Source organism: Hydrogenophaga sp., assembly GCF_041913525.1.
Classification (GTDB): domain Bacteria; phylum Pseudomonadota; class Gammaproteobacteria; order Burkholderiales; family Burkholderiaceae_C; genus Hydrogenophaga.
This window is the reverse complement of record NZ_JAYSFD010000009.1, coordinates 159,106-170,515: the sequence shown is the minus strand read 5'-3', so window position 1 is coordinate 170,515 and position 11,410 is coordinate 159,106. Positions and strand designations below refer to the sequence as shown.

10 protein-coding genes are annotated in these 11,410 nt (G+C 67.6%); 5 read left to right on the top strand and 5 right to left on the bottom strand.

Annotated elements, in window-relative coordinates; all coding sequences use genetic code 11:
• Positions 1 to 236 precede the first annotated feature (236 nt).
• From ACE3RQ_RS12925 to ACE3RQ_RS12915, 3 genes are read right to left on the bottom strand one after another with little or no spacing between them, the layout of a single operon-like run.
• Positions 237 to 1,514, bottom strand: a complete 1,278-nt coding sequence (locus tag ACE3RQ_RS12925; RefSeq protein WP_374522427.1) for a mechanosensitive ion channel family protein — start codon at positions 1,512 to 1,514, stop codon at positions 237 to 239.
• A gap of 21 nt (positions 1,515 to 1,535) precedes the next feature.
• Positions 1,536 to 2,315 carry an enoyl-CoA hydratase gene (locus ACE3RQ_RS12920; RefSeq protein ID WP_374522426.1) on the bottom strand — a complete coding sequence of 260 codons (780 nt, stop codon included), beginning with the start codon at positions 2,313 to 2,315 and terminating at the stop codon, positions 1,536 to 1,538.
• 7 nt (positions 2,316 to 2,322) lie between these two features.
• A complete protein-coding gene (locus ACE3RQ_RS12915; protein ID WP_374522425.1) occupies positions 2,323 to 3,276 on the bottom strand; it encodes a histone deacetylase family protein in 954 nt (317 codons plus the stop codon).
• A gap of 26 nt (positions 3,277 to 3,302) precedes the next feature.
• Between ACE3RQ_RS12915 and ACE3RQ_RS12910 the strand changes: the two genes are divergently transcribed.
• From ACE3RQ_RS12910 to mltB, 4 genes are read left to right on the top strand one after another with little or no spacing between them, the layout of a single operon-like run.
• Complete coding sequence (locus ACE3RQ_RS12910) at positions 3,303 to 4,223, top strand: AAA family ATPase (RefSeq protein WP_374522424.1); 921 nt, start codon at positions 3,303 to 3,305, stop codon at positions 4,221 to 4,223.
• A gap of 2 nt (positions 4,224 to 4,225) precedes the next feature.
• The gene (locus tag ACE3RQ_RS12905) at positions 4,226 to 5,254 is read left to right on the top strand and encodes a DUF58 domain-containing protein (protein ID WP_374522423.1); all 1,029 of its coding nucleotides are present in this window, start codon (positions 4,226 to 4,228) and stop codon (positions 5,252 to 5,254) included.
• Positions 5,248 to 7,272, top strand: coding sequence for a transglutaminaseTgpA domain-containing protein (locus tag ACE3RQ_RS12900; protein WP_374522422.1), 2,025 nt, complete (start codon positions 5,248 to 5,250; stop codon positions 7,270 to 7,272). Before ACE3RQ_RS12905 ends, ACE3RQ_RS12900 begins: the two co-directional genes overlap by 7 nt.
• Positions 7,269 to 8,378 carry a lytic murein transglycosylase B gene (mltB, locus tag ACE3RQ_RS12895; protein WP_374522421.1) on the top strand — a complete coding sequence of 370 codons (1,110 nt, stop codon included), beginning with the start codon at positions 7,269 to 7,271 and terminating at the stop codon, positions 8,376 to 8,378. The genes ACE3RQ_RS12900 and mltB overlap by 4 nt, the downstream gene beginning before the upstream one ends.
• 53 nt (positions 8,379 to 8,431) lie before the next feature.
• On the opposite strand, the gene ACE3RQ_RS12890 is transcribed toward mltB, so the two are convergent.
• Positions 8,432 to 9,289 carry a delta-class carbonic anhydrase gene (locus ACE3RQ_RS12890; RefSeq protein ID WP_374522419.1) on the bottom strand — a complete coding sequence of 286 codons (858 nt, stop codon included), beginning with the start codon at positions 9,287 to 9,289 and terminating at the stop codon, positions 8,432 to 8,434.
• Between the two features lie 163 nt (positions 9,290 to 9,452).
• Here ACE3RQ_RS12890 and ACE3RQ_RS12885 point away from each other — a divergent pair, with 163 nt between their 5' ends.
• On the top strand, positions 9,453 to 10,727 hold the full coding sequence (locus tag ACE3RQ_RS12885; RefSeq protein WP_374522418.1) for an alpha/beta hydrolase family protein: 1,275 nt from the start codon (positions 9,453 to 9,455) through the stop codon (positions 10,725 to 10,727).
• Positions 10,728 to 10,753: 26 nt separating this feature from the next.
• Here the strand turns inward: ACE3RQ_RS12885 and ACE3RQ_RS12880 are convergent, their stop codons facing one another.
• The gene (locus ACE3RQ_RS12880) at positions 10,754 to 11,383 is read right to left on the bottom strand and encodes an FAD-binding domain-containing protein (protein ID WP_374522432.1); all 630 of its coding nucleotides are present in this window, start codon (positions 11,381 to 11,383) and stop codon (positions 10,754 to 10,756) included.
• Between the last annotated feature and the right edge of the window lie 27 nt (positions 11,384 to 11,410).

The following is an 11,410-nucleotide window of genomic DNA, read 5'->3' as shown; positions in this document are numbered from 1 at the left end:
ACTCGCACTTTGACGTTGTAGTCCACCACGCGTTTGACGGGAACGATGACCTTCATAGGGGAGTGCTCCTGGTAGTTGGAATGGTCTCGTGCAATTGACGTGCACGTCAATTGCCATTGTATGCGGCACGCCCTGGCCAGTTGGCACAAAGCCCACAAAATAGAACGGTCGTGCTTTTTTTAAATTATACCGGCCACCCATCGCGCTCGGTCAAAAGCCCGAGCGCGTCGCAGGCCTCAAGTGGCCTGGCGCAGGTGGACCACCCGTTGCGGATACGGAATGTCGATGCCGTGCTGGCGCAGCGAGGCCAGGATGGCCATGTTGATTTGCGAACGCAGGTTCAGCAGCCCGTTTTCTGGATCGGACAGCCAGTACCCTACGGTGAACTCCAGACCGTCGGCACCAAAGGCCGACAGCGCCACCGAAGGACCGGGGTCTTTCAGCACCCGGGGCTGGGACGAGGCGGCCTCCAGCAAGAGGCGCATGACCAGTTCCACATCGCTCTCATACGACACCGACACCACGGTGGACTGCCACTGGCGGTTGTCGGCCAGCGAGAGGTTTTCCACGCGGGTGGTGATGAGGGTCTCGTTGGGCACGATGGACTCGCGCCCGGTGGCCGAGCGAATCAGGGTGTAGCGCGCATTGATGTCGGTGATGCGGCCCTCGAAGTTGTCCACCCGCACGTTGTCGCCAATGCGCATGCTGCGCTCGGCCAGGATGACGAAGCCGCTGACGTAGTTGGACGCCAGCTTCTGCAGACCAAAGCCGATGCCCACGCCCACCGCACCGCCCAGCACGGACAGCGCGGTCAGGTCGATGCCCACGGCTGAGAGCGCGGCGATCAGGCCCACGAACACAAGCAGCGCACGGGTGGCGTTGCTCACCGCTTTGCGCATGGACAGTTCGCTGCCCACCACGTTGCGCAGCAGCCGCGACTCGATGGCAGACGACACCCAGAGCGCGAGGATGAGCACCGCGCCCGCGGTGATCGTGCCCTCGATCACGGTGCGCAGGTTCATGGTGCTGCTGCCCACCTTCCAGGACACCTGCTCCAGCTCGGCCAATAGCACCGGCAGCAGGCCACTGACCCACAGCACCATGGCCAGCCAGGCCAACCAGGAAATGGTGCGCTCCAACGCCCTCACCCAAGGCGCCTGCTTGAAGGCGATTTGAAGCACCTTCACGCCCACGCGAATGACGACCAGCGACACCAGCACCGGGATGGCAATGCGCATCACGGCCATGGGCATGCTCTGCACCAGCAGGGCCCGCGCCACGTAGGCCAGGCACAGCAACAGGATCGGAAAGAGCGCACCATCGATCACGCGGCGCCCGAAGAACACGCTGCCGTGGTTGTCTTGCAGCGAGAGCGAGCGCCGGGCCAGGGTGGCAATGCCCCAGGCCAGGAAACCGGCCAGCAGCAGCACGCCCAGTTCAATGAGCACGGTGGGTTGCAAAAAGGCCTGGAACCACAGGCCGATGTCGTCGATGGGCTTCGGGGCAGCGGACATGAAACGGAAAACGAAGGGAGATCAGGTGCGCCAGGACGGCGCGCGCTTGTCAATGAAGGCCTGCACGCCTTCCTGGGCCACGGGGTGGGCCATGTTGCAGGCCATGGTTTGGCCCGCGAGCTGGTAGGCCGACTCGATGCCGGTTTCCAACTGGCGATAGAAGAGCTGCTTGCCCACGGCGATGGCCTCGCGGGGCTTGGCCAGCAGGCGCCCGACCAGGCGCTCGACCTCGGCGTCAAGCCCGTCGATTGGCACCACGCGGTTCACCAGGCCGCGCTGGCGGGCCTCGTCGGCGCTGATGAAGTCGCCGGTGAGCAGCATCTCCAACGCGGGCTTGGGCAACAGGTTGCGCGACAAGGCCACGCTGGGCGTGGCGCAGAACAGGCCCACGTCAATGCCGTTCACGCCGAAGGTGGCAGTGTCGGCCGCCACGGCCAGGTCGCACTGGGCCACCAACTGGCAGCCGGCCGCGGTGGCCAGGCCTTGCACGCGGGCGATCACCGGCACGTCCAGCGCGCGGATCGACAGCATGAGGCGCGAGCAGCGCAAGAACAGGTCTTGGTAATAGGCCTGCTCAGGCCGGGCCTTCATTTCCTTGAGGTCGTGGCCGGCGCAGAACGCACGGCCTTCGGCGGCGATCACCACCACGCGGGCTTGCGGGTCGGCGGCCACCTCGGCCAGGGCTTGCTTCAGCGCGGCCAGCATGGCCTCGGACAGCACGTTGAAGGCCTTGGGGTGGTTCAGGGTGAGGGTGTGCACGCCACGCGCGTCGCGGCGGTGCAGCAGCAGGGCATCGGTCATGGTCACCTCAAACATCGGCCAGCACGCGCAGGTGGGCTTCCACGCTGCGGGCCAGGGCACTCAGGGAATAGCCGCCCTCCAGGCAACTGACGATGCGGCCTTTGGCGTGGCGCTGGGCCACTTCTTTCATGCGCAGGGTGATCCACGCGAAGTCGTTTTCATTGAGCGCGAGTTGGCCCATGTCGTCTTCGCGGTGCGCATCGAAACCCGCGCTGATGAAGAGCATCTCGGGGCGGTGGGCGTCCAGGCGGGGCAGCCACATCATGTCGATGAGTTCGCGGATGTCCATGCCCTTGGTGTAAGCAGGCACGGGCAGGTTCACCAGGTTGGGCGCCTGGCGGTGGTCGCCCTCAGGAAAGAAGGGGTGCTGGTAAAAGCTGCACATCAATATGCGCTCGTCACCGGCCACGATGTCTTCGGTGCCGTTGCCGTGGTGCACGTCGAAGTCAACGATGGCCACTCGCTTGAGACCGTGGCGCTCCAGCGCGTACTTGGCGGCCACGGCCACGTTGTTGACAAAACAAAAGCCCATGGCCTTCTCGCGGCCCGCGTGGTGGCCTGGGGGGCGCACGGCGCAGAAGGCATTGACCATCTCGCCGGCCATCACGGCGTCGGTGGCGTCGATGGCCGCGCCGGCGGCCATCAGGATGGCGTCCCAGCTGTGCACGTTGATGGATGTGTCGGGGTCGATCTGCGCGTGCGCGGGGCCCCCGGCGGCCACGTCGTCGCGCAGGTTGTCGCTCAGGCCGCGCAGGGCCGCGAGGTGCATGCGCGAGTGGGCAAGTTCGAGGTCGGCCAGGGCGGCTGGCGTGGCCTCGCGGCGCTCGATGGCCTGGTCAAGGCCGGTGATCAGGAGACGGTCTTCGATGGCGTCAAGACGCTGCGGGCATTCGGGATGCCCCGCCCCCATCTCGTGTCTCCAACAGTCCTTGTGGGTGAAATATCCGGTGGCCTGGCTCATCACAAAACTACGGTATGGTTCGCGGCATGCAAGCCGACTCGAAACTTCAGCAGCTGCTGAGCCAGCTTAACACGGTGATCGTGGGGAAATCACAGCAGGTGGCCGATTGCGTGGCCTGTCTGCTGGCGGGTGGGCACCTGCTGATCGAGGACGTGCCGGGCGTGGGCAAGACCACGCTGGCCCATGCGTTGGCGCAATCCTTTGGCCTGCAATTCGCTCGCGTGCAATTCACGGCCGACCTGATGCCCAGTGACCTGATCGGGGTGTCGATTTACGAGCGCGGGCGCGAAGGTTTTGTGTTCCACCCGGGCCCCGTGTTCGCCCAGGTGCTGCTGGCCGACGAGATCAACCGCGCCAGCCCCAAGACGCAAAGCGCGCTGCTGGAGGCCATGGAGGAAAAGCAGGTGACGGTGGAGGGCCAGACGCGCGACCTGCCGCAGCCCTTTTTCGTGATCGCCACGCAGAACCCGCACGACCAGCTCGGCACCTATGCCCTGCCCGAGTCGCAGCTTGACCGGTTCCACATGCGCCTGTCGCTGGGCTACCCCGACCGCGCCGCCGAACGCGAGCTGCTGCGCGGCCAAGACCGGCGCGACATGCTCGATCGGCTGCCCGCGGCACTGTCGCCAGCCGATCTCGCGCGCCTGCAAGCCCAGGTGGCCCAGGTGCACACGGCCGAACCGGTGCTGGAGTACCTGCAAGACCTGATCGCCGCCACCCGCAGCGGGCGCTGGTTCGTGCAGGGGCTGTCGCCCCGGGCGGCGCTGGCGGTGGTTCGCGCGGCCAAGGCGCAGGCCTTCCTGAGCGGGCGCGACTACGTGGCGCCAGACGACATCGCGGCCATCCTGCCCCAGACCACCGCGCACCGCCTGATCCCTGTGCGCGATGCCGGGCGCGGGTCGATGGAGCAGGTGCGCGCCATGCTGGACGCGGTGCCCCTGCCCTGAGGATGAACACCGCCGTTTACCCTGAGCGGCGCGCGGCACCCCCGAGGCGCCGCGGCCTGCTGGCGCCCCTTCGCGATCGGGCGAACCGCTGGTTCCTGAACCGCGTGCCCGCCAGCGACACGGTGCAGCTCACGCACCGCAACGTCTACATCCTGCCCACCCGCGCGGGCTGGATGCTGGCGCTCACCCTGGTGGTGCTGCTGGTGGCCAGCATCAACTACCAGCTCAACCTGGGCTACCTGCTCACTTTTCTGCTGGCGGGCTGTGCGGTCGTGGGCATGCACGTGTGCCACGGGAACCTGCGCGGCCTGAGCCTGCACCTGGACCCGCCCGAGCCGGTGCACGCGGGCCAAGCGGTGCGCCTTGACCTGCGCCTGACAAACACCCGGCGCACCGCGCGCCATGGCATTGGCCTGGCGGTGCGACCCGCCCACGGCCACCCCCCGGCACTGGCCTGGGTGGACGTGCCCGCCCAGGGCGAGGCCGCGCTGCAGGTCACCTGGGGCGCACCCGGCCGCGGGCGCCACGCTTTGCCGGCGCTCATCGCCCAGACCCTGTTTCCGCTGGGCACCTTCCGGGTGTGGACGGTGTGGCGCACCGCCAGCACCGTGCTGGTCTACCCGACCCCCGAAGACACGCCGCCGCCCTTGCCCGTGGGCGAGGCCCAGGCCGGCGAGAGCGGCCCGTTGCGCACCCAGGCGGTGGGCGAATTCGAGGGGGTGCGCGCGTACCGGCGTGGCGACCCGATGAAAGCCGTGGTCTGGAAGAAGGCGGCGCAGGCCTTTGCCAGCGGGCGCGACGAACTGGTCAGCCGCGACGCCTCGGTCGCCCAGCGCCAAACCCTGTGGCTCGACCACGCCGCCTGCGGCCACACCGGGCTGGAAGCGCGGCTGTCGCGCCTGACGGCCTGGGTGCTGGTGGCCGACCGGCTTGACCTGGTGTATGGCCTGCGCCTGCCCGGGCGGGACATCGCCCCCGACCAGGGCCCCGTGCACAAGGCCCGCTGCCTGGAGGCACTGGCGCTGTGCTGAGCCTGGCATCCCCATTGGCTGCTGCCGCGCGCCTGCCGCGCGAGGCCCGCGACACGCTCTTCCTGCTGGCGGTCATCGGCTGGATCGTGCTGCTGCAAACCGGGCACATCCCGCTGTGGTGCTCGCTGATGGCGGCTGGGGTGCTGGCCTGGCGCACCGTGCTCACGCTGCGTGGTGCCCCTTTGCCGGGTTGGGTCTGGCGCGTGGGCCTGCTGCTGCTGGCCATCGCCGCCACCGCGCTCACCCACCGCACCTTGGTGGGACGCGACGCTGGCGTGACGCTGATCGTGGTGCTGCTGGCGCTCAAGACGCTGGAGCTGCGCGCGCGGCGCGACGCCTTCGTGGTGTTCTTCCTGGGCTTCTTCACGCTGCTCACGCATTTTTTCTACTCGCAGTCGCTGCTCACGGCCGCCGGCATTCTGGTAGCGCTCATGGGCCTGCTCACCGCGCTGGTGAACGCGCACATGCCGGTGGGGCGGCCGTCGCTGTGGCAAGCCGCCCGCGTGGCCGGCGGCATGGCGCTGTTGGGCGCGCCCATCATGCTGGCGCTGTTCCTGCTCTTTCCCCGCATGGCGCCGCTGTGGGGACTGCCGGCCGATGAGAACAGCGGGCGCAGCGGCCTGTCCAACGAGATGCGGGTGGGCCAGATCGCCCAACTGGTGCTGGACGACCGCATCGCCATGCGGGTGCGCTTTGAGGGCCCGCCACCGCCCGCCAACCGCCTTTACTTCCGTGGCCCCGTGCTCAGCGACTTCAACGGCGTGGAGTGGAAGCCACTGAATTCCGACTTTCCCCGCTCACTCGGATTGAGCCCCGACCTGCGCGTGAGCGGCGAACCGGTGCGCTACGAGGTGACGCTGGAGCCCAACGACAAGCCCTGGGTGCTGCTGCTGGACGCTGCCGTGGCCGCGCCCGAGGTGCCCGGCACCCAGGCCCGCATGACGCCTGAACTGCAATGGGTCACGCGCCGCGCCATCGGCTCGCTGGTGCGCTACCGGGCCGAGAGCTACCTCGATTTCCGCCACGGCCCCGATCGGCCGGTGCTGGGCCTGCAGGACTACCTGCAACTGCCCGGCGGCTTCAACCCCCGCACCCACGAACTGGCCGTGACGCTGCGCCGCGAGCACGGCGCGGGGCCTGATGCGGCGCCCGCCCTGGTGCAGGCCGCGCTGGACCGGCTGCGCGCGGGCGGTTACCGCTACACGCTGGAGCCCGGGGTGTACGGCCAGCACACCGCCGACGAGTTCTGGTTCGACCGGCGCGAGGGCTTCTGCGAGCACATTGCCAGCGCCTTCGTGGTGCTGATGCGCGCCATGGACATCCCGGCGCGCATCGTCACCGGCTACCAGGGTGGCGAGATGAACGGCGTGGACGGCTACTGGACGGTGCGCCAGCGCGATGCCCACGCCTGGGCCGAGGTGTGGCTGCAAGGCCAGGGCTGGGTGCGCGTGGACCCCACTGGCGCGGTGGCCCCGGGGCGCATCGGCTCGCTGCAGCGGCTGAGCGCCCCCGAGGGGGCGGTGGCCGGCGCCATTCGAACGCTGAACCCCACGCTGGTGGCCCAGTTGCGCGCCACCTGGGAAGCCATCAACAACCGCTGGAACCAATGGGTGCTGAACTACACCCAAGGAGAGCAACTCAACCTGCTGCGCGCGCTGGGCTTTGACGAACCCGACTGGGCCGACCTGGCTTACACCCTCATCGGCCTGGTGGTGCTGGCCAGCGGACTGGGTGCCTTGTGGAACCTGTGGGAACGCCAGCGGCAAGACCCCTGGCTGCGCCTGCTGGACCAGGCGCGGCTGCGCCTGCACCGCGCCGGGTTCGCCCTGCCCGCGCGCGCCACCCCACGCGCCCTGGCCACCGCCGTGCAGCAGCAGTGCACCGACCAGGCAAAAGACATCGCCTTGTGGCTGCTGGACCTGGAAGCCCAGCGCTACGCCAAAGAACCCTCCGCTGACCTGCGGCGCCTGCGCGCCGCGTTCAAGCAACTGCACTGGCCCAAGCGCCCATCGCCATGATTCGCCGCCCTCTTCTGAACCTGTCCCTGGGCATCGCCCTGGCCGCCACCCTGTGCGGCGCCGTGGCCCAGGCCGCCGACCTGCCCGCCAAGCGCCGCCCGGGCAGCACCCGACCGGCCGAGGCCCCCAACTTCCGCTACGCGCAAAGCGAGGCGGCCATGGCCTTCGCCGCCGACCTGGCCGCCCGCCGCGACCTTGACCCGGCCTGGGTGCGCGCCCAGATCGGCGCGGCCGAGCGGGTGCCGGCCATCGTGCGCCTGTCCACGCCACCCCCCAGCACCCAACCCAAGAACTGGGCCGCTTATCGCGCGCGCTTCATCGAGCCCATTCGCCTGGCGGCCGGCCAGCGCTTCTGGGAAGCCAACCGCGACACCCTCGCCCGCGCCGAGGCGCAGTTCGGTGTGCCGGCCAGCCTGATCGTGGGCGTGATTGGCGTGGAGACCTTGTACGGCCGCCACACGGGCAACTTCCGCGTGATCGACGCGCTGACCACGCTGGCCTTCGATTTCCCGCCCAGCCACCCGCGCGCGGCGGCCCGCAGCGAGTTCTTTCGCAGCGAGCTGGAGCAGTTCCTGAGCCTGACGCACCGCACAGGCCAAGACCCGCTGGCGCTGCTGGGCAGCTACGCCGGGGCCATGGGCTGGCCGCAGTTCATGCCCAGCAGCTGGGCGAAGTACGCCATCGACTTCGACGCCGACGGCAAGGTCGATTTGTTCGACAGCCCAGCCGACGTGATTGGCTCGGTGGCCAACTACTTCAAGACCTTTGGCTGGCAGCCGGGCATGCCCACGCATTACCCGGTGCGGGTGGAGGCCTCGCGCGAGAACCTGGACACCCTGCTGGCGCCCGACATCCTGCCCAGCTTCGCCCCGGCCCGCTTCGAGGCCCTGGGCGCGGCGCTGGACGAGGCCGGGCGCCGCCACCCTGGCCAGCTCGCGCTGGTGGAACTGCAGAACGGCAGCGCCCCGCCCTCTTACGTGGCGGGCACCGAAAACTTCTATGTCGTGACCCGCTACAACTGGAGCAGCTACTACGCCATGGCGGTGATCGAGCTGGGCGAAGCGGTGCGGTCGCGGATGGCGACGGCCGGCAACGCTGCGCGCTGAGGCGTCGCCGCGCCGATCACCGGCCGAGCCGGCCGGCCCTCACCGGCCCGGTGTCAGTGCATCGGCGACAGCAGCTTCTCGCTGCGGACCAGGTTGCGCACGCCGTGGGCGTGGTTCTCCCGAAACGGGTTGTCCTTGCACCACTGGTCCACGGTGGTGGCATTGACCTTCATGACCTTGGGTCGCACGCTCCAGGTGACCTGCAGGGGAGAGCCTTTTTCGTTGTAAGACGGCCCGGTGGTGGAGCCGGCGTACTGAATCGGGGTGCCTGTCGTACGCGGAATGTTCAACGCCTGCTGGTAACCGCTGCGTTCACCCACGGCCATCAAGCGAAGGAAATCGGCGGCCTGGCTGTTGTTGACCAGCACGAACACCTGGGCCTCGACACGAAGTTGCGGGTTCATGTCCGACTCGCTGAGGCAGGCGGCCAGGGTGGGGCCGGGTTTGACCTGTGCGGTGCTGTGCACATAGTGGACTTCGATGGTGTCGCCGACCTGCAGAGCACCATGGTCGCCCTTGCAGACGCCTGTCCCGAGCGGCCTGGATTCGCCGTGGCTGAGCTGGCCGGCGTACTTGTAACCCGACTCGAAACCATGGCCGTCGCCAGTCCCTGCATACAGCGTGAACTCGCCGCCCTTGTGCTCTGCGTTCTTGTGCATGTGGATGTTGCACAGGTTCATCTGCTGATAACGGGGTGCAGGGGAAAACGCGCGCATGTTCTGGCCGCTCTTCTGTGCCAGGTCACGAGGTGACTGCGGCCCGAAACCCTTGCCGTCGGTGTTCTTCTCGAGTGCGTCGTTCTGAGCCTTCACGACGGCGATGGACACGTGCCCATGCCCATCGGCTGCGTGTGCAGACGGCAGAAGGCAGCCCTGAAGTGCCAGGGCGGTGAAGAAAAGCTTGGTTTTCATTGATGTCATCCAAAAAGTATCGAATGACAGTTTAATTTGTGATTACAAGATAAAGTGATAAAAAATGAGGCTTCTGACCGGTCACAACCGACAGCGCCATCGCCCGATGCCATGGGTGCCCCCCTGGGTGCGACATCGGGATCACCCCCTGAAAGCCATTCCCATGCGTGTTTTCTTCAGCCTCCTGCTGGCCCTCATGATCCCCGGCGCCCATGCGGCGAATGCGGTCTTCACCTTCCTCAAGACCGTTCCCGCTCATGAACTGAACCTGGTGCTCACCGAAGAACGCGCGGCGTTCATGAAGCACACCGGTGCCCAGCCGCCCTACGCCGTGCCCACGCCTTCGACGGCGACCCAGGACGTGGACATCTACACAGTCGAGTACGACTCGAGCGTTCCGGAGCAGGGCCACCGGACAGTCCGGGTGACGGGTCTGCTGGCCTTGCCCAAGGGCCGCAGCAACGGCTCGCTGCCGCTGATCTCGTACCAGCACGGCACGGTGTTTGGCAAGTACGAGGTGCCCTCGTTCGCGTTCAGACGGGAGAACCCGAGCGGGTTGCCCCACTACGACGCCGCCTACGAAACCCGCTACATGGTGGCCCTGTTTGCGGGCAACGGGTTTGCGGTGATGGCAGCCGACTATCTCGGCATGGGTGGTCACGCACAGGAACCCGAGGCCTACTTCGTGAAGCAGGCGACCCAGCAGGTCAACTACGACCTGTACCTGGACGTGCAGACGTTTCTGCGGCAGAAGGACATCGCCACCTCCCGGCTGTTCCTGGGTGGCTGGTCGCTGGGTGGCCTCAACACCACCGGCTTTCTGCAGAAACTCGAATCCGCAGGAGTGAAGGTCGACGCGGCCTTCACCGCATCGGCTCCCAGTGACCCGTTCGCCGCCTTGAATGGCCTGATGTACTACCCCCGCCAGGGGATCGATGCGGTGTGGCTCAACACCATCGTGGCATTGACGGTGTTCTCTTACGAGCACTACTACGCGCGGCCCGGTCTGGCCCGATCGGTCATCCACCCCGACCATTACGCGGCCCTGGAAAGCATCTACCACCGCCGTTATGGCTCGGAAGCCGACCTGCTCGCAATGTTCCAGCGATTCGGCCCCCTGCCCCTCATCGGCTATTTCAGGCCGGAGTACCGGGATCCCGCTCATTTCGCAGGTTCGGCGTACGGCGAACTGTTGCGTCGCAACGAAACCTACCGGCAGCTCTTCAGGACGCCCCTGAAGATGTTCTACGGCTCCCGGGACGAAGTGCTCAAGGAACCGATCGCCACATTGGCCAGCACCTACCAGAACATCCTCATCGGCCAGCCGAACACCACCGGAAACCGGGTGGAAACCCGCCGAGTTCCCGGTGCCGATCACCGCGCCACCTTCGTCACCGCAGCGCCGGAAGCCCTTGCCTGGATGCGCGGGATGAAGTGATTGGATGGGCCGCCGGCGGAGGCGGCTCAGAAGTCGAAGCCAATCTGCTGTGACGCCACTTCGGCAACGCGGCGCTGGCGCGGTCCGGCCACCTGTTCGGTGCGGCGCTGTCTAAATCCGTGGCGGCGCAGGATGTCGGCCTGCACGGCCTGCACCTCACGCCGGGCCCGCAGGGCATTCACCCGGTCCTTGGCCAGCCAGGTGGCGGTGTCCAGATCGACCACCGGATCGACCAGATCCACCCCCGGCCGCAGCCCCATGCGCTGCTGAAGGTCGGGCGGCATCAGCCAGGGCTGGAACAGCCAGGTGTCGGGCACCTGCTGCAGCGCCGGCAGCCAGTGACGCACGAACCGGCCATGGGGGACTTGGTCCTGCGCCTGCTTGACGGGGTTGTAGACCAGGGTGGTGTTGATGCCGGTGGTGCCGGTGGTGCCGCTCTGCATCTGCATCTGGCTCCAGTGGATGCCGGGCTCGCAATCCAGGAACTCGCGCGCCAGCCATTCGCCCACCGGGCGCCAGTGCAGCCACAGCGGATACGCCGCCACCGACACCAGCATGGAGCGCATGCGGAAATTCAGCCAGCCGGTCTCGCGCAGCATGGCCACGCAGGCATCCACCATGGGCCAGCCGGTGCGCCCCTCCATCAGTGCCTGCAGGCGGGCCGGGTTGTACTCGGCCTCACG

Coding starts and splice junctions, on each gene's coding strand:
- ACE3RQ_RS12905 (WP_374522423.1), top strand. CDS start 4,226: ATGAACACCGCCGTTTACCCTGAGCGGCGCGCGGCACCCCCGAGGCGC.
- mltB (WP_374522421.1), top strand. CDS start 7,269: ATGATTCGCCGCCCTCTTCTGAACCTGTCCCTGGGCATCGCCCTGGCC.
- ACE3RQ_RS12915 (WP_374522425.1), bottom strand. CDS start 3,276: ATGAGCCAGGCCACCGGATATTTCACCCACAAGGACTGTTGGAGACAC.
- ACE3RQ_RS12910 (WP_374522424.1), top strand. CDS start 3,303: ATGCAAGCCGACTCGAAACTTCAGCAGCTGCTGAGCCAGCTTAACACG.
- ACE3RQ_RS12920 (WP_374522426.1), bottom strand. CDS start 2,315: ATGACCGATGCCCTGCTGCTGCACCGCCGCGACGCGCGTGGCGTGCAC.
- ACE3RQ_RS12925 (WP_374522427.1), bottom strand. CDS start 1,514: ATGTCCGCTGCCCCGAAGCCCATCGACGACATCGGCCTGTGGTTCCAG.
- ACE3RQ_RS12890 (WP_374522419.1), bottom strand. CDS start 9,289: ATGAAAACCAAGCTTTTCTTCACCGCCCTGGCACTTCAGGGCTGCCTT.
- ACE3RQ_RS12885 (WP_374522418.1), top strand. CDS start 9,453: ATGCGTGTTTTCTTCAGCCTCCTGCTGGCCCTCATGATCCCCGGCGCC.